Origin of the sequence: Pseudomonas sp. RL_105y_Pfl2_101, assembly GCF_963970585.1 — a bacterium.
GTDB lineage: Bacteria > Pseudomonadota > Gammaproteobacteria > Pseudomonadales > Pseudomonadaceae > Aquipseudomonas.
In genome coordinates, this window is record NZ_CAXAPG010000051.1 from 1 (window position 1) to 20685 (window position 20685).

The window sequence follows — 20685 nt, forward strand, 5'->3', positions numbered from 1 at the left end:
ACCGAAGCATTAGTGGCACTGGCCCGCAAGCTTGCCCGAGTAGTATTCGCCCTGCTGAAGAACCAGAGCGAATACTTACCGAAGGGCATTTAAGGGGTAGCCCTGCACCATAGAATCTCCCACAGGGATCGGCGGTGGGCACTGATCTTGTAAGCACCCAACATTCTGTGGAAGAGGTCGGTGGGAGCAAAGCTTGCTCGCGAGGCGGCCTGACAGCCGACCTGACTCTCCCGGTCATACGCCGATCCAATTGTGGGAGCGAGCCTGCTCGCGATGGCGACGGCACCTTCAGCATGGGTGCAAGCAGACCCACCGCCATCGCGAGCAAGCTCGGCTCCCACAGGGATCGGCGGTGGGCACTGATCTTGTAAGCACCCAACATTCTGTGGAAGAGGTCTGTGGGAGCAAAGCTTGCTCGCGAGGCGGCCTGACAGCCGACCTGACTCTCCCGGTCATACGCCGATCCAATTGTGGGAGCGAGCCTGCTCGCGATGGCGGTGGATCAGTTGCATGAGTGTTGGATGTGATGCCCTCTTCGCGAGCAAGTTCGCTCGCCCCAGTTTTTTCCGCTGGTCAGCCAAAAGACCGCAGCCCCCGGCAGTTCCTACATCGGATCAAATGTAGGCGCTGTCGAGGGCTGCGATCTTTTCGTTTCCTGCGTGTTTCATTTACTGCTGGTGATCTCGCCTCCCGAGTCCTGGTCAAAGAATTCCGGGATCGGGTAGTTGAAGCTGTTGAGCCAGCGTTGCATGGTCATCTCGCGTTCGGCGGCCGAGGCGGTTTGCAGGTTGGTGGAGGCGGCCACGCCGCGAATCTGTAGTTGCATCCAGCTCTCGGTGCCTTGCTGTGCGGGCGAAGAGGGGCCTGGTTCAATGGCCCAGACGCTGGTGGAAAGGCCTATCATGCATGCGATCATCAATTGTTTGGTCATCATTTCTTGGACTCCTCGTAACGCTTTACTTGACCGCGCCGGTTGAGGCGTCGACAACCTCGGTCAGGCGGTTGGCGGGTGACGTCACTGCGTTAGTGGCCGAACCCCTGATCTTTTCCGCACGGGCCTGGGCATCCGCCACTTGCTGGGGGCTCAGCTTGGCCATGTTCGCGAGCTCGGCGGCCTGCTTCCAGTTGTCCTGGTAAATCAGCAGGGTCACCATGTTGAGCGCGGCCAGGGTGTCTGACTGCTGGAGCTCCATGGCGGTCATGAACTCGAAGCGGGCTTCTGAAATGCGTCGTTGATTGAGGTAGACGACCCCCAAGTCATTGCGGATCTTGCCTTCGGTCGGGGCCATTTTCGCTGCGCGTTCGAGGTATTGGGCTGCGGCGGCATTGTCATTTTTGGCGGCCGCCAACTGGCCAAGACCATGCTCACCATCTGCGGCCAGGCACGTCCCGAGCAGGCTTTTGTACAACGGTTCGGCTTCGTGGCGCCCCATCAGGCGCAGCACCCGAGCCTTGCGCAGGCGGACCTGGACCAAGTCCTCGGGCAAGCGTTCGAGGTTTGCCAGGCTGGCGTACAAACGACCTTCGTTGGCCATGTCTTCGGCCAGGTTCAGGGCCAGTTCCTGGTCGGATCCTGGCTTGGCACAATCGGCCGAGCGTGAAGCCACCACGCCATTGCTGGCACAACCGGCGAGCATCAAGGTCGCCGCTATTGCGATCACTGCGTTCATTGAATGCCCCTTGGCAAGCCGTTGGACAATAGGTGCTTCGCACATCGGGCGACGGCTCATTGGGAAAGCCCGCTGCGGTTGTCAAACTCGCCATGTTCAAGGAAGTACATGCGGTAGAAATTCGGGTCGTAATTACGCAGTTGCTCGCCTGGCAATGTTGGCAGTTGCGCGTCGGCGGCCAGCGGTTGGACCAGGTGTGGCGTGACGATCATCAGCAGCTCGCGCTCTTCGCGGTTGATGGCGTTGTCGCGAAAGAACGCACCGAGAATCGGCACATCACCCAGCCCTGGAAATTTGTTCACCTGGGAGCTGTTGCGGGTGCTGATCAGGCCGCTGATGACGAAGCTCTCACCATCGGCCAGGGCGATGCTGGTGTCGGTACGACGCACTGTGAGTGCTGGTACCAGTGTCCCGGCGATGTTCACCGCGTTGCTGAAGTCCAGCTCACTGACTTCCGGTGCCACCTTCAGTGCGATGCGATTCCTGCCGATGACGGTGGGGGTCAAGGTCAGGCGAATGCCGAACTCCTTGTATTCGATGGACACGTTGTCGCTGCCGGCACTGGGCACCGGGATCGGCACTTCGCCACCGGCCAGGAAGCTCGCACTCTGCCCGCTGAGGGCCACCAGGCTCGGCCGCGCCAGGGTATAGGCGAAACCGCTGCCTTCCAGGGCGTTGATCATCAACAGTGTCTTACCGGTGGCAAACGACAGGTTGAACATGTCGTTATTGGCCGGCAATGAAGGCCGGACAATACCGCCGACGGTGGGCAAGGTCCTCGGCGAGCCGAACAGGAAATTGCCACGGCTGCCAAAAATCGACGTTGAAGCTTCCTTGAGTTTGGTCCGGCTGACTTCAACGAATCGAATGTCAGTCTGCACCTGGGCGAACAGCATAGGATCTTCGGACGGTAGGCTCGCAGCCCCCGTCAGTGCCTCAGTGGCCCGACCTTTGACAAAGATCATGCTCTGGCGCGGTATCTTCGAACAGTCGGTCCAGACCATCAGGCTGGTGGCGCCGGGCGCCAGGCCCGTGAGAATAAAGGCATCGCTGCCACTGGGCTGCACATCGGCAATTTTAGGGTCGCCGACTGCCAACTTCGTCACGGGTGCGAGGATGCGCAGCTCGCTTTGGAGCCCTTGGCTGACCTCGAAGGTCGCCGGTAAATTGTCCAGTTGCGAACAATTTGCCGCTGCGGCCTGGGCCGCATTCAAGCCAAGACCCATCCAGAACAGGCCATGAATAAAATGTTTCAGAACGGGAGCAGTGCGATGGGTCATGAAGTGATCCTCGATAAAGAGACCATCCTTAGGCTTAACTATTTGCCGCGGATCACTTAAGAGGTCCGGGCTAGCCCTTTCCTTCTCACCTGACCGTTCATTGATTCCGGTTTCAGGCCTCGTCGCTACTCGCAAACGGGCGCATTTCACCGGCCTGACTGAACGACAGGCTGCTTGCAGACAACTTTTCGCTACCCGGGCTCACCGGGATTTTCGATGGCAACGACGGTGTCGATCAGGTCTCTTCAGGAGCGTTTTACCGACCCTGTCATCGCTTCTGTTTGACGGTAGTTCAAGCATGGCAAAGCGCCACGCCCTGAATAAAAAATTGACTAAAAAGTGACGGAAGGGCAAAGCCTGCTCAAAGAGACGTCAATAATCTGTCTTTTTGTGTGGTGAGGGGGGGGGCGCAGGGCAGATCTGCCAGGGGTGAGGCGAGGCCTGCGAGCCATTTCAGGTCGCAGGGTTTGGCGGATATCAGGCCACGTGGTAATGCACTGACAGTGTTCCTTTCTTTTTCGAAAGCGAGGCGATGGTGACTGTTCCCAGTTCCTGCAGGCGCTGCACGTGAGTACCGCCGCAGCCGTAGGCGGCAAGCTCACCGAAACCGACTTCGCGCAGGCCTTCGCGCAACATGATCAGGCGCGGCAGGTCATCGGCAATCCATTCGTCGATGCCTTGCTGAATGATCGAGATGTCCAGTTCCTGAGCATTTTCCCCTGGCTGGAACTGCACACGGCTTTCGCCGGGCCAGTGATGGGCCTTGATTGGCGTCCAGCCACGGGTCTGGGCGAAATGGCCGATCAGGTGCCCAGCCGAGTGCAGGCGCGAATTCAACTGTCGGCGCTGCGTATCCACGCGGATCTCAGCCATGCCCAAGGCCACGGGGCAATCGACGTAATGGACGAGTTGTGCTCCTTCCTGGACCACGCGTAGCACCTGGCTTTCACCGATCCATCCGGTGTCGCAAGGCTGACCGCCACCCTGGGGGTGGAACAGCGTGGCGTACAGCACCACGGCAAATTCATGTTCCCGGGGGCTGCAATCCAGGACTTCCACGTTGGCCTTGAGGTCATCGCTATGGAAAAAGAGGCGAAGTGTCATGTGCCATATCCACATCAGAAATTGTGACGGGATTATAGGTAGGGCGTAAAAGAGTGATAATCCGTTAAAATTTCAAAGGACTGTTGCGCCATGAGCACAAATCTACCGTTGCCGTTGCTGGCCGAAATGGCCATCTTCGTCAAGGTCGTGGAGACCGGCAGTTTCTCCGAGGCGGCCCGTCAGTCAGGTTCATCACCGTCGGCCATCAGCCGCAGTATTTCTCGTCTGGAGAAAGCCCTGGCGACCCGCTTGTTGCAACGCACCACCCGCAAGTTGCGTTTGAGCGATGGCGGGGAAGAAGTGTTCAAGCGCTGTCAGGAAATGGTCGCCGCCGCTCGGTCGGTGATGGAAATCAGCGGGCAGTTCACTCAGGAGGCCGAAGGCCGACTCCGCGTCAGCGTGCCCAAGGCGGTGGGGCGGTTCGTGATTCATCCGCACATGCCCGAATTCTTGCGCCGTTATCCAAAGGTCGATGTGGAGCTGTTCCTGGAGGATCGGCAGGTCGACCTGATCGACGATCATGTCGACCTGGCCATCCGGATTACCGATCAACCTCCGGTCGGGCTGGTGGGGCGTCAATTGCTGACAATCGATCACTTGCTTTGCGCCACGCCGCAATACCTGGCTGAGCACGGTACTCCCACGCATCCTCACGATTTGTTGGAACACAGCTGCATTTATCTGGGGGCAACTCCAAACGACGCGCGCTGGAAATTCAAGAAAGGCAGCAAGTCCGTCACCGTAGGCGTGCACGGGCGCTACGCAGCCAATCACACGGGCGTGCGGTTGGGGGCCGTCTTGCAGCACATCGGCATTGGCAGCCTGCCGTACTTCACCGCCCGCCATGCCTTGGAGCAAGGCTTGATCGTGCAGGTATTGGCCGACTGGACGTTCCTGGCCTCCTACCACGGTGGCTTGTGGTTGCTGCATTCACCGACCCGCTACCTGCCGCCCAAGCTGCGGGTGTTCATTGACTATCTGGTGGCGTGCCTGGAGAAGGAGCCGACCTTGAGCACGGTGGGCGGCGGGAGTGGTTCCAGCAAGGTCGCGACACGTTATGAGTTGCCGGAAAGTGATGGGTTGTTTTGACCGGCCCCATCGCGAGCAGGCTCGCTCCCACAGGATCTGCAGTGCACATGAATTTTGTGATCAACCACAAACCAGTGTGGGGGCGGGCTTGCTCGCGATGAGGCCCGTCCAGGCAACACACTTTGGCAAGGCAAAAAAAACCCGCCGGGTTAACCGTGCGGGCCTTTGCATGACGGATGGCAATCAGTGTTTGCTGTCCTGGTCCGACATCGCCAGCAATTGTTTTTCCTGGTTCCAGTCGAAAGGCTCGTCGTTTTGCTCGGCTTCGAAACGACGTTCCTCCAGGGCCTGGTACAGGGCGATTTCTTCGTCGGGCATGTAGTGCAGGCAGTCGCCGGCGAAGTACCAGAGCAGGTCGCGAGGCACCAGGTGGGCGATCTGCGGATAACGGATGATCACTTGGCCCAGGAGGTCCTGGCCCAGGTACTGGCTTTCGATCGGGTCGACGGGCAGTTGCGCGCGCAACTCGTCGAAGCGCTCCAGGAACAAGGCGTGGCTTTCTTCGGGCACCTGTTCGGCCTCACCCACGGCGACCAGGATGCTGCGCAAGTGGTCAAGCAAGACAAGGTGATCGGCAACGACATTGGACACGAGATAAGTCCTCAAGAGCAAAACGGGCGCAGGAGTATAAAGCCCTTGCGCCCGCTTTTATAGGTGAAGAGCTATAGGTGACGAGCGTACCTGGCCGTCACGATCAACGGACCTTGTCCTGCGCCAGCGTCAACTCCTCCTTATCGAAGTCATCCACGTCGATGACCTTGCGCCGTGCCGCCTCGGCCGCACGCAAGGTCTGCGCTTCATCGGCTTGCAGCACACCCGCTTCCAGGGCGGCGTCGATGAGGGGTTCACCCGGCGCGGGGTTGAGCTGGCCCTGTTTGAGCGCGACGTGCAGTTTCTTGTGCAACGGATGGGCGGCGGCCAGCAGGTCGGCGGCGTATTGCAGGGCGCCCACCGGATCGTCGGCCGATTGCGGGCGATAGCAGCCCTGCAGCAACTCCTCGAGGGTCGGGTCTCCCTTGGCCCGGCCGATGACCGCCGCCACCTCGGCGTCGAGCCTGTCGCTCGGGCCCTTGTGACGACGACCGAAGGGGAACACCACCAGGCGCAACAGACAACCCAGCACCCGGTTCGGGAAGTTGCTCAACAGTTCATCCAGCGCACGCTCCGACTGGCCCAGGCTTTCCTCCATGGCCCAGGTGAACAGCGGTGCCATGTGGTCCGGCGAGTCCAGGTCGTGATAGCGCTTGAGTGCGGCGGACGCCAGGTACAGGTTGCTCAATACGTCGCCCAGGCGGGCTGACAAGCGCTCCCGGCGTTTGAGTTCCCCCCCCAGCAGCATCATGCTCAGGTCCGCCAGCAGGGCGAATGCTGCTGCCTGCCGGTTGAGAGCGCGGAAATAACCTTGGCTCAAGGCATTGCCGGGGGCCTTCTCGAAATGCCCCAGGCCGAGGTTGAGCACCAGGGTGCTGGCGGCGTTACTCACGGCAAAACCAATGTGCTTGAGCAACAAGGTGTCGAACTCGACCAGCGCCTGGTCCTTGTCTTCACGGGTTGCCAGAGCCATTTCCTTGAGCACGAACGGATGGCAGCGAATGGCGCCCTGGCCAAAGATCATCAGGTTGCGCGACAGGATGTTCGCGCCTTCGACCGTGATGAAGATCGGCGCACCTTGCCAGCTGCGGCCCAGGTAATTGTTCGGGCCCATGATGATGCCCTTGCCGCCATGCACGTCCATGGCGTGGCTGATGCACTCGCGACCGCGTTCGGTCAGGTGGTACTTGAGAATGGCCGACAGCACCGAAGGCTTTTCCCCCAGGTCCACGGCGTTGGCGGTCAGCATGCGAGCAGCATCCATCATCCAGGCGTTGCCACCGATGCGCGCCATGGCTTCCTGGATACCTTCGAATGCCGATAACGGTACGTTGAATTGCTCGCGCACCTGGGCGTACTGGCCCGTCACCAGGCTGGTGAACTTCGCTGCACCGGTGCCCACCGCCGGCAGGGAAATCGAGCGCCCGACCGACAGGCAGTTCATCAGCATCATCCAGCCCTTGCCGAGCATGGCCTGACCGCCAATGAGGAAGTCCAGCGGGATGAACACGTCCTTGCCCCAGTTCGGCCCGTTCATGAATGCGGCGCCAAGGGGCAGGTGGCGGCGGCCGATATGCACGCCAGGGGTGTCGGTGGGAATCAAGGCGAGGCTGATGCCCAGGTCTTCTTCGTCACCCAGCAGGTGGTCGGGGTCATACGCTTTGAAGGCCAGGCCCAGGAGGGTGGCCACCGGGCCGAGGGTGATGTAGCGTTTTTCCCAGTTCAGGCGCAGGCCGAGGGTTTCCTGGCCTTCCCATTCACCCTTGCAGATGATGCCGGTGTCGGGCATCGCCCCGGCGTCGGAGCCGGCCAGCGGCCCGGTCAGGGCGAAGCAGGGAATGTCGTCGCCACGGGCCAGTCGCGGCAGGTAATGGTCGCGTTGCTCATCAGTGCCGTAGTGCAGCAGCAGTTCTGCCGGGCCGAGGGAGTTGGGAACCATCACGGTAGAGGCCAGATCGCCGCTGCGCGTGGCCAGTTTCATTGCCACTTGGGAATGGGCGTAGGCAGAAAAACCTTTGCCGCCGTATTCCTTGGGAATGATCAGCGCGAAGAATCCATGCTCCTTGATATGGGTCCAGGCTTCAGGCGGCAGGTCCATGGCCTGGCCGATCTGCCAGTCGCTGACCATCGCGCAGAGGGCTTCGGTAGGGCCGTCGAGGAACGCCTGCTCTTCCTCAGTCAGTTGCACCTTGGGGTAGGCCAGCAGCAAGTTCCAATCCGGGCGGCCGCTGAACAGTTCGCCATCCCACCACACCGTGCCGGCATCGATGGCGTCGCGCTCGGTCTCGGACATGGGCGGCAGGGTTTTCTGGAACCAGTCGAACATCGGCGCGCTGAAATACTTGCGGCGCAGGTCCGGTAGCAGCAGCGGGGCCGCGACGGCGGCGAACGCAACCCAGAAGATCAGCATCAGCCACCCGGGAGCCGGGCTGAACAGGCTCATGGCCAGCAGGTAGGCCGCGATGATGCCCAGCGCGGGCAACGGCGCGATGCGCCGATGCGCCAGCCAAGCTTTACCGACGACCAGAACCAGTATCCACAACAACAACATATGTAATCCTCCGTGAACCAAGGCAAAAACCGACCTTCAGAGCTTAGACGGCATCTGCAAAACCGGCGCTCAGCGCGATGTGATTGATTTCGTGGGAAACCCTGGGGGCATTGCGCCAGTCTGGTTGGCAACAGCCGTGGGAAATCGTTCGTTAACAAGGTGAGAAAACGCCATTGTTTGGCCGGAATGCCGTTATCGCTGGCTGGAGGCTGTGGATAAACTCGAGGCAAGCCCTCCCGTAGGAGCTGTGTAGGAGCTCCTTGTGATGTTTTTTGAGAGGCCTTCCTTTTATGCAGCAATACCTGAACCCCGGTCCGTTCATCGACAGCGATCATCCAGCGGTCATCAACTTCACCGAAACCCACCGCGGTGCCGACCGCGCCCCGCTGGCGCAAGCGGTCAGTCTGTATTACGCCGTGCGCGAGGCGGTGCGCTACAATCCCTATACCTTCAGTCGCGACCCGGCGACCCTGTGCGGCAGTTACGCGTTGGCTGCGGGCGAAAGTTACTGTGTGCCCAAGGCTACCTTGCTGGCCGGCTGCGCCCGGCATTGCGGCATCCCGGCGCGCATCGGCCTGGCGGATGTCCGCAATCACCTGTCTACGCCGCGCCTGTTGGAATTGCTCAGGAGCGACGTGTTCGCCATGCACGGTTATACCGAGCTGTACCTGAACGACCGCTGGGTCAAGGCCACGCCGGCATTCAACCAGGGGCTGTGCGAGTTGTTCGATGTGGCCCCGCTGGAATTCGACGGTCGCCACGACAGCGTTTTCCACCCGTTCAATCGGCAAGGGGCGAAACTGATGGAGTACGTCACTGACCACGGCCAGTTCGCCGATGTGCCCGAAACGTTCTTCTTCGAACACCTGGAGAAATGCTACCCGCACCTGTTCGGCGCGCAGGTGCCGCGCTTGCTCGGCGACCTGCAGGGTGATTTGAGGCGCGTCTGATCCGGCGTATGCTGCTGCGGCATATATCCATCGAGGGACGCCGTGATGCTGAAGATATGGGGCCGGAAAAATTCATCGAATGTGCGCAAGGCGTTGTGGTGCGCAGAAGAGTTGGGGCTGGCCTACGAGGCTATTGATGCGGGCGGGGCATTCGGTGTGGTGGACACGCCCGAGTACCGTGCGAAAAACCCCAATGGTCGGGTGCCGATGATCGAAGACGACGGCTTTGTGCTCTGGGAGTCCAATACCATCGTGCGTTACCTGGCTGCTCGCCATGCGTTGGGTTCGGCCTGGTATCCCGCTGACGGACAGGCACGGGCCCAAGCTGAAAAATGGATGGACTGGACCACCTCCAGTTTTGCCGCACCGTTTCGCACCGTGTTCTGGGGCGTCTTGCGCACCCCGGCTGAGCAACAGGACTGGGCGGTCATCAACGCGGCGATCAAAGCGTGCGACGATTTGCTTGCCATGGTCGAGCAGACCTTGAGTGAACAGCCCTACCTGTCGGGTGATGAAATCGGCATGGGCGACATTCCCCTGGGCAGTTTCATTTATGCCTGGTTCGAGATGCCCATCCAGCGCGCCGAGCAGCCTGGCGTACAGGCCTGGTACACGCGGTTGCAGCAGCGCCCGGCCTACCGCAAAGCCGTCATGACCGCGTTGACTTAATACCTACTATCGACACGCTTGACTGTACTTGTGCGGCGACGCCAAGCACCATTGCCTTCGTGCGCGGTGGTTGCATTGCTTGCCGCCCGCCCTTATCTGTTCTTTTCCTCCCTCCCTTCTTGGTGCGTAATCCGATATGAGTTCCGCTCTGTCCATCCGGCAGCTAACCAAAACCTACGGCAACGGTTTCCAGGCCTTGAGTGGTATCGATCTGGACGTCGCCGAAGGTGATTTCTTCGCCTTGCTCGGCCCGAACGGTGCCGGCAAATCCACCACCATTGGCATTCTCTCCACGTTGGTGAACAAGACCAGCGGAACGGTGAACGTCTTTGGTCATGACCTGGACCGCGAGCCCGCCGCCCTCAAGCGCTGCATCGGCGTGGTGCCCCAGGAATTCAACTTCAACCAGTTCGAGAAGACCTTCGACATCGTCGTCACCCAGGCCGGTTACTACGGCATCCCGCCGAAGATCGCCAACGAGCGCGCCGAGCAGTACCTGACCCAGTTGGGCCTGTGGGACAAGCGCGACGTGCCGTCCCGTTCGTTGTCCGGCGGCATGAAGCGTCGTCTGATGATTGCCCGTGCGCTGGTGCATGAGCCGCGCCTGTTAATCCTCGATGAACCGACCGCTGGCGTGGACATCGAACTGCGTCGTTCGATGTGGAGCTTCCTCACCGAGCTGAACCAGAAAGGCATCACCATCATCCTCACCACCCATTACCTGGAAGAGGCTGAGCAGTTGTGCCGCAACATCGGCATCATCGACCACGGCACCATCGTTGAGAACACCAGCATGCGCCAGTTGCTCAGCCAACTGCATGTGGAAACGTTCCTGCTGGACCTGAAAAACGACCTGACGACGGCGCCGCAGCTCATGGGGTATCCGGCCCGCCTGGTGGACAGCCACACCCTGGAAGTGCAGGTGGACAAAGTCGTGGGCATCACCGGGCTGTTCAACCAACTGGCCGTGCAAAACATTGAAGTGCAGAGCCTGCGCAACAAAACCAATCGGCTCGAGGAGTTGTTCGTGTCCCTGGTGGAGAAGAATCTGGCGAAGGTGGCGGTATGAGCATGAATTCCGAACTGCGCCCCAACCTCATCGCCCTCAATACCATTGTTTACCGTGAAATCCGGCGCTTCATGCGGATCTGGCCGCAGACGCTGCTGCCGCCCGCCATCACCATGGTCTTGTACTTCGTGATCTTCGGTAACCTGATCGGCCGGCAAATCGGCGACATGGGTGGTTTCACGTACATGGACTACATCGTGCCGGGGCTGATCATGATGTCGGTGATCACTAACGCCTATGGCAACGTTGTGTCGAGTTTCTTCGGCAGCAAGTTCCAGCGTTCGATCGAAGAATTGATGGTCTCGCCGGTGTCGCCCCATACGATCCTCATCGGCTACACCCTGGGCGGTGTGCTGCGAGGGTTGGCGGTGGGCCTAATCGTGACCCTGTTGTCGTTGTTCTTCACCCATTTGCAGGTGCATCACCTGGGGGTGACGGTATTGGTGGTGGTGCTCACGGCCACGATCTTTTCGCTGCTGGGTTTCATCAATGCCGTGTTTGCGCGCAACTTCGATGACATTTCCATCATCCCGACGTTCGTGCTCACGCCGCTGACCTACCTGGGCGGGGTGTTCTACTCGATTTCCCTGTTGCCGCCGTTCTGGCAGACCGTGTCCCTGGCCAACCCGGTGCTGCACATGGTCAACGCTTTTCGCTATGGCATCCTCGGGGTGTCGGACATCAAGATCAGCATCGCAATTACCTTCATGCTGGTGGCGACCGTGGTGCTTTACCTCGGTTGCGCGCGGTTACTGGTCAGCGGGCGGGGGATGCGTACCTAAACCCCCTGTGGGAGCGAGCCTGCTCGCGATAGCGTCAGTCCGAACGCCAAAAAAAGGCCTCCATTCCCAGGAGGCCTTTTTGCATTTCACATCCGGCTTTTCTTGCGCCGCGTCCACTGTCGGGCCACCCACCAGCGCCAGTAACTCATGGTGACGAAGTAGGCGAGGGCGCCGAGTACCAGGCCGGTCGCCACCGAGCCGAGCAGGAAGGGCTGCCACAAGGTGGACAACTGGCCACTGATCCATGCCCAGGTCAGCTCTTCGGGCAGCGCTCGGGCGGGCACGTCCATCAACCACGCGCCGGTCTGGTAAGTGCAGAAAAACACCGCCGGCATGGTGAGCGGATTGGTCAGCCACACCAGGCTCACCGCAATCGGCATGTTGCCGCGCACCGTGATGGCCAGTGTGGCGGCCAGCAACATTTGTAAGGGGATCGGCAAGAATGCGGTAAACAGGCCAACAGCCATCGCCCGGGCGACAGAGTGCCGATTGAGGTGCCAAAGATTGGGATCGTGCAGCAAGGTGCCAAAAAAACGTAAGGATTTATGTTCCCGAATGCTTTCTGGGTCTGGCATGTAACGTTTGAATAAGCGCCGGGGCATAAGGCTTCTCGGTCGGTTCAACGCATTAAGGCCGCAAGTATGTCCGGATTCTACAGCTGACAGATTCAGACTTTGTGACAATTGATAACGCCAGCGGTGCGGCGGACCGTCTATGCCTGAAGAGGGTACTCTCAAGGACGGGTTATGCGCACAGGGTTAGTCGCGCTTGCACTGGGGCTGTTGGCGCCGATTTTACTACCGATACTGCCGCCGTTGTGGCTGATCGCAGCCATGGCGGTGCTGGCGCTGATGGCGTTGCCGTTTCGAACCTATCCGCTGGGTTTTTTCCTGTTCGGGCTGGCCTGGGCCTGCCTGTCGGCGCAGTTTGCGCTGGACGATCGGTTATCCAGCGCGCTCGACGGTGAAACCCGCTGGGTCGAGGGGCGCGTGGTCGGTTTGCCGCAACAGGGCGATGGCGTGGTGCGCTTCGAACTCGCCGATGCCCACTCACGTCGTACCCGGCTACCGGCAACGATGCGTCTCGCCTGGTTCGGTGGTCCGCCGGTCAGCAGCGGTGAACGATGGCGATTGGCGGTGAAGCTCAAGCGGCCCACCGGGCTGCTGAACCCACACGGCTTCGACTATGCCGCCTGGTTGCTGAGCCGCGGCATCGGCGCGACCGGTACGATCAAGGATGGCCGTCTTTTACAAGCGGCCCGGGGCGCCTGGCGTGATGGGGTGCGTCAGGCGCTGACACAGGTCGATGCCCACGGCCGCTCCGGTGCGTTGGCGGCTCTGGTCCTGGGCGACGGCGGCGGGCTGAGTCGCGAGGATTGGCAGGTGCTGCAAGACACCGGCACCGTCCATTTGCTGGTGATCTCCGGGCAACACATCGGCCTGCTCGCCGGCCTGGTGTACCTGTTGGTGGCCGGTGCGGCGCGTTATGGTCTGTGGCCGGTGGGGCTGGCCTGGTTGCCTTGGGCCTGTGGGCTGGCCTTCTGCGCCGCCCTGGGCTACGGCTTGCTCGCCGGCTTCGAGGTACCGGTGCGGCGGGCCTGCGCGATGATCGGCTTGGTGCTGCTATGGCGCTTGCGCTTCAAACAGCCAGATCCATGGTGGGCATGGCTGCTGGCCTTCGTCGGGGTGCTGATGTTCAATCCGCTTGCCAGCTTGCGGCCAGGGTTCTGGTTGTCGTTTGCGGCCGTCGCCATATTGATGTTCACCTTTGGCGCTCGCCTGGGGCCCTGGCGCTGGTGGCAAACCTGGACCCGTGCCCAATGGCTGGTTGCGCTCGGTCTGTGTCCATTGTTGTTGATCGTGGGCTTGCCGGTCAGCCTCAGCGGGCCGTTGGTGAACCTGCTCGCGGTGCCCTGGATCAGCCTGTTGGTATTGCCGCCCGCGTTGCTTGGCACGGTGTTGTTGCCGGTGCCGCTCATGGGCGAAGGCCTGCTGTGGATCGCCGGCGGGCTGCTCGATCTGCTGTTCAAGGGGTTGGCGCTGGTTGCCGGGCGAATGCCGGCCTGGGTGCCTGCAGCGGTCCCGCCCTGGGCCTTGGGTATCGCCGCCTTCGGTGCTTTTTTGCTGCTGTTGCCCAAAGGTGTGCCGCTACGTGTACTGGGGTGGCCAATGGTGTTGCTGATGGTTTTCCCACCGCAAGAGCACCTACCGCAAGGGCAGGCCGAGATCTGGCAACTGGACGTGGGCCAAGGGCTGGCGGTGCTGGTACGTACCCGGCATCACAGCCTGCTTTACGACGCTGGGCCGCGCTTTGGCAAGGCTGATGTGGGCGAGCGCGTCGTACTGCCGACCTTACGCAAACTGGGTGTGCGCGGCTTGGACCTGATGCTGCTCAGCCACGCCGACGCCGATCATGCCGGCGGGGCCCGCGCGGTGCGCAATGGGCTGCCAACGATGGAAGTGATCAGCGGCGATCCCGACGCGCTGCCCGCCGAACTGCAGGCCGGGCCTTGCGACAGTGGCAGGCGCTGGGAGTGGGACGGGGTCGGGTTCGAGCTGTGGCGGTGGGCCTCTGCCGTCGAAAGCAACCAGAAATCCTGCGTTTTGCTGGTGGAGGCCGGCGGCGAGCGCCTGCTGCTGACCGGCGATATCGATACCCCTGCCGAGCGCGCCATGCTCGATGAGCCCCTGACGGTGCCGATCCAGTGGCTGGCCGCGCCGCATCACGGCAGCCGCAGTTCGTCGTCGATGGCGTTGCTGTCACGTCTCAAGCCGCATTCGGTACTGATCTCCCGAGGGCATGGCAACGCGTTCGGCCATCCTCATCCTCAGGTGATGGCCCGGTATCGACGCTCGGGCCTGGCGATTTACGACAGCGCCGAGCAGGGCGCCATTCGTCTGCAATTGGGGGCTTTCGAGCTGCCGCGCACCGAGGCCGGGCATCGACGTTACTGGCGCGATCGGCCCACAGTCGGGCCACCGGGGCAATATTGATCCAGCGCAATCGACTGAGGCGCTAATCGGTGGGGCGGGTCTGCAAGGCGAGTCTGTGTGATAAAGTGGCGCACTTTTTCGAGGGGGCAGTCACTGTGTGGGAATTGGTCAAATCCGGCGGCTGGATGATGTTGCCGATCATTCTGAGTTCCATCGCGGCACTGGGTATCGTTGCCGAACGCCTGTGGACCCTGCGGGCCAGCCGCGTGACCCCGGAGCATCTGCTCGGGCAGGTCTGGGTCTGGATCAAGGACAAGCAACTGAACAAGGACAAGCTCAAGGAGCTGCGGGCCAGCTCGCCGCTGGGGGAAGTCCTCGCCGCCGGCCTGGCGAACTCCAAGCATGGTCGCGAGATCATGAAGGAGTGCATCGAGGAAGCTGCCGCCCGGGTCATCCATGAGCTGGAGCGCTATATCAGCACCCTGGGCACTATCGCCGCCATGTCCCCGCTGCTGGGCCTGCTGGGTACGGTGCTGGGCATGATCGACATCTTCAGCGCGTTTACCGGTTCTGGCATGACCACCAACGCCGCAGTACTGGCAGGGGGCATTTCCAAGGCCTTGATCACCACCGCCGCCGGCCTGATGGTGGGTATTCCGGCGGTGTTCTTCCATCGGTTCCTGCAACGCCGCGTCGACGAGTTGGTGGTGGGCATGGAGCAAGAAGCGATCAAGCTGGTCGAGGTGGTGCAGGGTGACCGTGACGTGGACCTGGCTGGGGGCAAGAAGTGAAATTCCGTCGCAAGTCACGGGAAAACATCGAGATCAACCTCGCGTCGCTGATCGACGTGGTGTTCATCCTGTTGCTGTTTTTCGTCGTGACCACCACGTTCACCCGGGAAACCCAGCTCAAGGTTGAATTGCCGGAGGCCGTCAGCGGCTCGCCGGCCGAAGACCAGCAGCTGAAGAATCTGGAAATCACCATTAGCGCCGAAGGGGCGTTCTCGGTGAACAACCAATTGCTGCCCAAGAGCGACTTGGCGAGCCTGATCGAGGTCCTGCAGAAAGAGTCTGGTGGCGACACCGACCTGCCGCTGTCCATCAGCGCTGACGGCAAAACCCCTCATCAATCGGTGATCACCGCCATGGACGCGGCCGGCAAGCTCGGTTTCAGCCATCTGCGCATGACCACGGTCGAGGCGGCCCCCGCACCCTGATGGCCATGTCCGATCGATTGCTTGCCGCGTGGTACGACGGTCACCCGGCCCTGACCCTGCTACGACCGCTTGAGTGGTTGTACCGACGGGTGGTGGTGGGCAAGCGCGAGCGTTTCCTGGCGGGTGTAGGCCAGATCTACCAGCCCCCCGTGCCGTTGGTGGTGGTCGGCAATATTACGGTCGGTGGCACCGGCAAGACGCCGTTGATCCTGTGGATGATCCAGCACTGCCAGCGCAGTGGCCTGCGCGTCGGGGTGGTCAGCCGGGGTTATGGTGCCAAGCCGCCGCAACTGCCCTGGCGGGTTGCGGCCGAGCAGGGCGCCGACGTTGCGGGTGATGAGCCGTTGTTGATCGTCCAGCGCACAGGTGTGCCGTTGATGATCGACCCTGATCGCAGTCGCGCGATCCAGGCGCTGCTGGAGGCCGAGCCGCTGGACCTGATTCTGTCCGACGACGGCATGCAGCATTATCGGATGGCCCGGGACCTCGAGCTGGTGTTGATCGACAACGCCCGTGGCCTGGGCAACCGGCGTTGCCTGCCGGCCGGGCCGTTGCGCGAGCCAATCGAGCGCCTGCAATCGGTCGACGCGGTGCTGTACAACGGCGCCCATGCCGACCGCGAAGACGGTTTCGCCTTCGAGTTGCGTCCCACCGCGCTGGTGAACCTGGCGAGCGGCGAGCGGCGCTCCCTTGACCATTTTCCACCCGGCCAGGCCCTGCATGCCGTGGCCGGCATCGGCAATCCCCAGCGTTTCTTCAAGACCCTCGAAACGCTACACTGGCGGCCAATACCGCATGGGTTTGCCGACCACGCCGAATATAGCGCCCAGGCCTTGAGTTTCACGCCATCGCTGCCGGTGGTCATGACGGAAAAGGACGCAGTCAAATGCCGTGCCTTCGCCGCACCCGACTGGTGGTACCTGGCGGTGGACGCCGCGCCGTCGCCGGCCTTTACCACCTGGTTCGATACGCAGTTGATACGCCTGTTGCCGGATCGGCTTTTGCCTTAAAACCTTTTACCCAGGGGAATTCCATGGACACCAAATTGCTCGATATTCTGGCCTGCCCAGTCTGCAAAGGCCCGCTCAAGCTCAGTGCCGACAAGACCGAACTGATCAGCAAGGGCGCCGGCCTGGCCTACCCGATTCGCGATGGCATCCCAGTGATGCTCGAAAGCGAAGCCCGCACCCTGACCACCGACGAGCGCCTGGATAAATGACCGCAGCTTTTACCGTTGTCATTCCGTCGCGCTTCGCCTCGACGCGCCTGCCCGGCAAGCCGTTGTTGTCGATCGCCGGCAAGCCGATGATCCAGCACGTCTGGGAACAGGCCTGCAAAAGCAGCGCCCAGCGTGTGGTGGTGGCGACTGATGACGCACGCATCGTCGAGGCCTGCAAAGGCTTTGGCGCCGAAGTCGTCCTGACCCGTGAAGACCATAATTCCGGCACTGACCGCCTGGCGGAGGTCGCGGCAAAACTCGGTCTTGCCGCCGACGCGATCGTGGTCAATGTGCAAGGTGACGAGCCGTTGATCCCGCCGAGCGTGATCGATCAGGTCGCCGCCAACCTCGCGGCCCACACCGAGGCGCGCATGGCCACCCTGGCCGAGCCGATCGAGGATGTGCAGACGCTGTTCAACCCCAACGTGGTCAAGGTGGTCAGCGACCTCAATGGCCTGGCGTTGACCTTCAGCCGCGCGACGCTGCCCTGGGCGCGGGACGCATTCGCCCAAAGCCGTGACGTGATGCCGGAAGGCGTGCCGTACCGCCGCCACATCGGCATCTATGCCTACCGTGCGGGCTTTCTCCAGGACTTCGTCGCCTGGGGCCCGTGCTGGCTGGAAAACACTGAAGCCCTGGAACAGCTGCGTGCCCTGTGGCACGGCGTGCGGATCCACGTCGCCGATGCGCTGATCGCCCCGCCGACCGGTGTCGACACCGCCGAAGACCTCGAGCGCGTTCGTCGCCTGTTGGAGGCCTGATGCGGGTCCTGTTCGTCTGCCTCGGCAATATCTGCCGCTCGCCCACCGCCGAAGGTATCCTGCGCCACAAGTTGCGTGAGGCCGGGCTGGCCGGCCAGGTGGAAGTCGCTTCCGCCGGCACTGGTGACTGGCACGTCGGCAAGGCTCCTGACAAGCGCAGCCAGGCGGCGGCCCTGAAGCGTGGCTACGACTTGTCGGCCCAACGCGCGCAACAGGTGACCCGCGCTGATTTCGCCGCCTATGACCTGATCCTGGCGATGGACAGCAGCAATCTGCGCAACCTCAAGGCCCTGCAACCGGCCAATGGCAGGGCCGAACTGGACCTGTTCCTACGCCGCTACGAGGCTGAACTCGACGATGTGCCGGACCCGTACTACGACGGCGAACAAGGCTTCGAACAGGTGCTGGACTTGATTGAACGCGCCACCGATCGCCTGGTGATCGAATTGAAGGGGCGGTTATGACCTTGCAGGTGCGGGCGGGCGTCAGCCTCAAGCCCTTCAACAGTTTCGGTGTGGACGTCACTGCCCGGCTGTTCGCCGAAGCCCACAGCGATGGCGATGTTCGCCAGGCGCTGGCCTATGCCACCGAGCATGCCGTGCCATTGTTGGTCATCGGCGGCGGCAGCAACCTGCTGCTGACCGGCGACATCGACGCGCTGGTGCTGCGCATGGCCAGCCACGGTATTCGCTTGCTCAGCGATGACGGCGAACGCGTAGTGGTCGAAGCCGAAGCAGGGGAGCCGTGGCACCCGTTCGTCCAGCACACGCTGGCACAAGGCTGGTCTGGATTGGAGAACCTCAGCCTGATCCCCGGCACCGTGGGCGCGGCACCGATGCAAAACATCGGCGCCTACGGTGTGGAGATCAAGGATGTCTTCGCCGGCCTCACCGCGCTGGATCGCCAGACCGGTGAACTGCGCGAGTTCACCCTGGAGGAGTGCCGTTTTGCCTACCGCGACAGCGTGTTCAAGCAGCAGGTGGGGCGCTGGTTGATCCTGCGGGTGCGTTTTGCCCTCAGCCGCGCCGCGCACTTGCATCTGGAATACGGCCCGGTGCGTCAGCGATTGACCGAGCAGGGCATCGAGCAGGCAACACCTACCGATGTGAGTCGGGCCATTTGCAGCATCCGCAGCGAAAAACTCCCGGACCCGGCGGTGCTGGGCAATGCCGGCAGCTTCTTCAAGAACCCGCTGGTGCCGGCCACGCATGTGGCGCACTTAAAGCTGCAATACCCTGACCTGGTGGCTTATCCACAGCCTGAAGGACAAATGAAAATCGCCGCCGGCTGGTTGATCGAGCGTGCTGGCTGGAAGGGCTTTCGCGAGGGCGATGCCGGGGTGCACAAGTTGCAGGCGTTGGTGCTGGTCAACTACGGCAACGCCACGGGCCCGCAACTTCTGGACCTGGCCCTGCGCATCCAGAAAGACATTGCTGAACGGTTTCAGGTTGAGCTGGAAATGGAGCCCAATCGGTATTGAATGAGGTGATTGTTCAGCTGTGCCTGGTTGATCTACAACTCCTAAATCGGTGGGTCGGGATAACTGGGTGTATCCCGACACTTGATAGCTCATCCGTAAAATATCCAATCAACCTTTTCTGGGCCGACCGTCACCCGGTCAGGGAGCAGGAAACGGTACTCGCGATGACGTACGTTTAGCGTCGGCAGGATCTGGCCCTCTTCGAAGCGGCGGATGACGGCGTACCCAGCGGCGATCCAGTAGCCGGTTTGCGTACAGGCCTGGCCGCTTTGGCAGGTTGTCGAGGGTTGCTCGGCCCTGATGAAGGCGGGTGAATCGGGTGTGGGTTTGCCGGTGGCGGGTTCGAGACCCTTGGCTTCGGCCAGCTCGCGGATCAGCGCCTCGCTGGGTTTTTGCGGCGGGACGTTGGCCAGGCGGGCTTCGAGCCATTGGAGTTTGCCGTCCCACTCGGGCAGTTCGGCGGGTGGCAAGGGGAGGATTTCGTAGATTTCGGGGACGGTGGGGTTGGCGTAGGAGTAGTTTGCTAGGATTCGCCAGATGGTTTTGTAGCGCTCGGCGCGTTCAAGGTCTTCTTGTTGGCCGAGGTAGTCCAACTGATCGGTGGGAGGAGGGCCGCGAAATGCGTCCTCCAAACGGCCAGCAGCACTTTCGTTGCCCGCGGCGATCCCCATCTGGAATATTTCAAGCGCCTGTCGATATTCCCCTTTGTGCTTAAGGTAAATGCCCAACGCAACAGCCGCCTTCCCATGACTTTGTTCAGCAGCGCAACGATACATTTGTGTCGCTATTTCCGGCGCAACGTCAATTAGATCAAGTTTATCTCCCACGAGGTACTGGGCTTGGGCATTGCCCCGATCAGCTGCTTTACGGAAGTAACGCAACGACATCTCGGGGTCCTGATACAGCCCCGCCGAGCCCTGTTGCAGGAAGATCCCGACGAAGTAGTAACCCGTCGCCACGCCTGCTTCGATCAATTGTTGGCTCATACGCAAATGCTGGGCGCCACTGAGCTCGAAACGACCGCGCATGGCGCCGTTCTGTAGGTTGATATTGGCTTTGAAATGGCCGTTCTCTGAGGCGATGCGATACAGCCGCTCGATCTCTAGATCAACGGTTTTGTTCTGCTTGAGCTGGTTGTTCTTTTGCAACCAACGGGCGTATTGAAACAGCACGTCACTTTTAGCGGACGGCGCGGGGATCGTTTCGTGTTGGCAGGTAAAGGCCAGCTTGGCCTTGATCTCGGTTAAAGGCTTCACGGAAGGGTCCTTCTTGGGAAAATTAAAAGTGCCACCGGTATCGCAAGCGGCCAACAACAGGCAGG

21 protein-coding genes are annotated in these 20685 nt (G+C 61.3%); 13 read left to right on the top strand and 8 right to left on the bottom strand.

The window, feature by feature from the left end:
• Window positions 1-664: 664 nt before the first annotated feature.
• The 4 genes from AACY31_RS27065 to AACY31_RS27080 all read right to left on the bottom strand — a co-directional run bounded on the left by AACY31_RS27065 (window position 665) and on the right by AACY31_RS27080 (window position 4054).
• The gene (locus tag AACY31_RS27065) at window positions 665-934 is read right to left on the bottom strand and encodes a DUF3613 domain-containing protein (RefSeq protein WP_339480717.1); all 270 of its coding nucleotides are present in this window, start codon (window positions 932-934) and stop codon (window positions 665-667) included.
• Between the two features lie 22 nt (window positions 935-956).
• On the bottom strand, window positions 957-1670 hold the full coding sequence (locus AACY31_RS27070) for a tetratricopeptide repeat protein (protein WP_339480718.1): 714 nt from the start codon (window positions 1668-1670) through the stop codon (window positions 957-959).
• Window positions 1671-1726: 56 nt separating this feature from the next.
• Complete coding sequence (locus AACY31_RS27075) at window positions 1727-2950, bottom strand: type II and III secretion system protein family protein (protein ID WP_339480720.1); 1224 nt, start codon at window positions 2948-2950, stop codon at window positions 1727-1729.
• A 477-nt stretch (window positions 2951-3427) separates the two neighbouring features.
• The gene (locus AACY31_RS27080; protein ID WP_339480722.1) at window positions 3428-4054 is read right to left on the bottom strand and encodes an alanyl-tRNA editing protein; all 627 of its coding nucleotides are present in this window, start codon (window positions 4052-4054) and stop codon (window positions 3428-3430) included.
• Window positions 4055-4144: 90 nt separating this feature from the next.
• On the opposite strand from AACY31_RS27080, the gene AACY31_RS27085 reads away from it, so the two are divergent.
• Window positions 4145-5143 (top strand): LysR family transcriptional regulator, encoded by a 999-nt coding sequence (locus AACY31_RS27085; RefSeq protein ID WP_339480723.1) that lies wholly within the window; start codon window positions 4145-4147, stop codon window positions 5141-5143.
• A gap of 183 nt (window positions 5144-5326) precedes the next feature.
• Here AACY31_RS27085 and AACY31_RS27090 read toward each other — a convergent pair whose 3' ends face one another.
• Both AACY31_RS27090 and AACY31_RS27095 read right to left on the bottom strand, forming a co-directional pair.
• On the bottom strand, window positions 5327-5734 hold the full coding sequence (locus tag AACY31_RS27090; RefSeq protein ID WP_339480725.1) for a PA2817 family protein: 408 nt from the start codon (window positions 5732-5734) through the stop codon (window positions 5327-5329).
• A 103-nt stretch (window positions 5735-5837) separates the two neighbouring features.
• The gene (locus AACY31_RS27095; protein ID WP_339493112.1) at window positions 5838-8285 is read right to left on the bottom strand and encodes an acyl-CoA dehydrogenase; all 2448 of its coding nucleotides are present in this window, start codon (window positions 8283-8285) and stop codon (window positions 5838-5840) included.
• A gap of 290 nt (window positions 8286-8575) precedes the next feature.
• Between AACY31_RS27095 and AACY31_RS27100 the strand changes: the two genes are divergently transcribed.
• The 4 genes from AACY31_RS27100 (at window position 8576) to AACY31_RS27115 (ending at window position 11755) form a co-directional block, all read left to right on the top strand.
• Complete coding sequence (locus AACY31_RS27100; protein WP_339480730.1) at window positions 8576-9235, top strand: transglutaminase-like domain-containing protein; 660 nt, start codon at window positions 8576-8578, stop codon at window positions 9233-9235.
• 45 nt (window positions 9236-9280) lie between these two features.
• The gene (locus AACY31_RS27105) at window positions 9281-9904 is read left to right on the top strand and encodes a glutathione S-transferase family protein (protein WP_339493111.1); all 624 of its coding nucleotides are present in this window, start codon (window positions 9281-9283) and stop codon (window positions 9902-9904) included.
• 136 nt (window positions 9905-10040) lie between these two features.
• The gene (locus AACY31_RS27110) at window positions 10041-10973 is read left to right on the top strand and encodes an ABC transporter ATP-binding protein (protein ID WP_339480733.1); all 933 of its coding nucleotides are present in this window, start codon (window positions 10041-10043) and stop codon (window positions 10971-10973) included.
• Between the two features lie 2 nt (window positions 10974-10975).
• Window positions 10976-11755: an ABC transporter permease gene (locus tag AACY31_RS27115; RefSeq protein ID WP_339480757.1), complete on the top strand. Its 780-nt coding sequence runs from the start codon at window positions 10976-10978 to the stop codon at window positions 11753-11755.
• 86 nt (window positions 11756-11841) lie between these two features.
• Here AACY31_RS27115 and AACY31_RS27120 read toward each other — a convergent pair whose 3' ends face one another.
• On the bottom strand, window positions 11842-12357 hold the full coding sequence (locus tag AACY31_RS27120) for a DUF2062 domain-containing protein (RefSeq protein ID WP_339480736.1): 516 nt from the start codon (window positions 12355-12357) through the stop codon (window positions 11842-11844).
• 144 nt (window positions 12358-12501) lie between these two features.
• Here AACY31_RS27120 and AACY31_RS27125 point away from each other — a divergent pair, with 144 nt between their 5' ends.
• The 8 genes from AACY31_RS27125 to murB all read left to right on the top strand — a co-directional run bounded on the left by AACY31_RS27125 (window position 12502) and on the right by murB (window position 19364).
• Window positions 12502-14748 (top strand): DNA internalization-related competence protein ComEC/Rec2, encoded by a 2247-nt coding sequence (locus AACY31_RS27125; protein WP_339493110.1) that lies wholly within the window; start codon window positions 12502-12504, stop codon window positions 14746-14748.
• Window positions 14749-14843: 95 nt separating this feature from the next.
• Window positions 14844-15479, top strand: a complete 636-nt coding sequence (locus tag AACY31_RS27130) for a MotA/TolQ/ExbB proton channel family protein (RefSeq protein ID WP_162254895.1) — start codon at window positions 14844-14846, stop codon at window positions 15477-15479.
• Window positions 15476-15904, top strand: a complete 429-nt coding sequence (locus AACY31_RS27135) for an ExbD/TolR family protein (RefSeq protein WP_339480739.1) — start codon at window positions 15476-15478, stop codon at window positions 15902-15904. Before AACY31_RS27130 ends, AACY31_RS27135 begins: the two co-directional genes overlap by 4 nt.
• Window positions 15904-16914: a tetraacyldisaccharide 4'-kinase gene (gene lpxK / locus AACY31_RS27140; RefSeq protein ID WP_339480740.1), complete on the top strand. Its 1011-nt coding sequence runs from the start codon at window positions 15904-15906 to the stop codon at window positions 16912-16914. Before AACY31_RS27135 ends, lpxK begins: the two co-directional genes overlap by 1 nt.
• Before the next feature lie 23 nt (window positions 16915-16937).
• Window positions 16938-17123 (top strand): Trm112 family protein, encoded by a 186-nt coding sequence (locus tag AACY31_RS27145; protein ID WP_003179363.1) that lies wholly within the window; start codon window positions 16938-16940, stop codon window positions 17121-17123.
• Complete coding sequence (gene kdsB / locus AACY31_RS27150) at window positions 17120-17884, top strand: 3-deoxy-manno-octulosonate cytidylyltransferase (protein WP_053189634.1); 765 nt, start codon at window positions 17120-17122, stop codon at window positions 17882-17884. Before AACY31_RS27145 ends, kdsB begins: the two co-directional genes overlap by 4 nt.
• Window positions 17884-18348, top strand: a complete 465-nt coding sequence (locus AACY31_RS27155; protein WP_014339516.1) for a low molecular weight protein-tyrosine-phosphatase — start codon at window positions 17884-17886, stop codon at window positions 18346-18348. Before kdsB ends, AACY31_RS27155 begins: the two co-directional genes overlap by 1 nt.
• Window positions 18345-19364, top strand: a complete 1020-nt coding sequence (gene murB / locus AACY31_RS27160; protein WP_339505425.1) for a UDP-N-acetylmuramate dehydrogenase — start codon at window positions 18345-18347, stop codon at window positions 19362-19364. Before AACY31_RS27155 ends, murB begins: the two co-directional genes overlap by 4 nt.
• Before the next feature lie 89 nt (window positions 19365-19453).
• On the opposite strand, the gene AACY31_RS27165 is transcribed toward murB, so the two are convergent.
• On the bottom strand, window positions 19454-20685 hold a 1232-nt coding region (locus AACY31_RS27165), incomplete at its 5' end, for an SEL1-like repeat protein (protein WP_339505426.1).

What these genes read in the sequence shown, in the direction of transcription:
- AACY31_RS27065 (WP_339480717.1), bottom strand. Translation starts at nt 934, where the DNA reads ATGATGACCAAACAATTGATGATCGCATGCATGATAGGCCTTTCCACC.
- AACY31_RS27070 (WP_339480718.1), bottom strand. Translation starts at nt 1,670, where the DNA reads ATGAACGCAGTGATCGCAATAGCGGCGACCTTGATGCTCGCCGGTTGT.
- AACY31_RS27075 (WP_339480720.1), bottom strand. Translation starts at nt 2,950, where the DNA reads ATGACCCATCGCACTGCTCCCGTTCTGAAACATTTTATTCATGGCCTG.
- AACY31_RS27080 (WP_339480722.1), bottom strand. Translation starts at nt 4,054, where the DNA reads ATGACACTTCGCCTCTTTTTCCATAGCGATGACCTCAAGGCCAACGTG.
- AACY31_RS27085 (WP_339480723.1), top strand. Translation starts at nt 4,145, where the DNA reads ATGAGCACAAATCTACCGTTGCCGTTGCTGGCCGAAATGGCCATCTTC.
- AACY31_RS27095 (WP_339493112.1), bottom strand. Translation starts at nt 8,285, where the DNA reads ATGTTGTTGTTGTGGATACTGGTTCTGGTCGTCGGTAAAGCTTGGCTG.
- AACY31_RS27100 (WP_339480730.1), top strand. Translation starts at nt 8,576, where the DNA reads ATGCAGCAATACCTGAACCCCGGTCCGTTCATCGACAGCGATCATCCA.
- AACY31_RS27105 (WP_339493111.1), top strand. Translation starts at nt 9,281, where the DNA reads ATGCTGAAGATATGGGGCCGGAAAAATTCATCGAATGTGCGCAAGGCG.
- AACY31_RS27110 (WP_339480733.1), top strand. Translation starts at nt 10,041, where the DNA reads ATGAGTTCCGCTCTGTCCATCCGGCAGCTAACCAAAACCTACGGCAAC.
- AACY31_RS27115 (WP_339480757.1), top strand. Translation starts at nt 10,976, where the DNA reads ATGAATTCCGAACTGCGCCCCAACCTCATCGCCCTCAATACCATTGTT.
- AACY31_RS27120 (WP_339480736.1), bottom strand. Translation starts at nt 12,357, where the DNA reads ATGCCCCGGCGCTTATTCAAACGTTACATGCCAGACCCAGAAAGCATT.
- AACY31_RS27125 (WP_339493110.1), top strand. Translation starts at nt 12,502, where the DNA reads ATGCGCACAGGGTTAGTCGCGCTTGCACTGGGGCTGTTGGCGCCGATT.
- lpxK (WP_339480740.1), top strand. Translation starts at nt 15,904, where the DNA reads ATGGCCATGTCCGATCGATTGCTTGCCGCGTGGTACGACGGTCACCCG.
- AACY31_RS27145 (WP_003179363.1), top strand. Translation starts at nt 16,938, where the DNA reads ATGGACACCAAATTGCTCGATATTCTGGCCTGCCCAGTCTGCAAAGGC.
- kdsB (WP_053189634.1), top strand. Translation starts at nt 17,120, where the DNA reads ATGACCGCAGCTTTTACCGTTGTCATTCCGTCGCGCTTCGCCTCGACG.
- AACY31_RS27155 (WP_014339516.1), top strand. Translation starts at nt 17,884, where the DNA reads ATGCGGGTCCTGTTCGTCTGCCTCGGCAATATCTGCCGCTCGCCCACC.
- murB (WP_339505425.1), top strand. Translation starts at nt 18,345, where the DNA reads ATGACCTTGCAGGTGCGGGCGGGCGTCAGCCTCAAGCCCTTCAACAGT.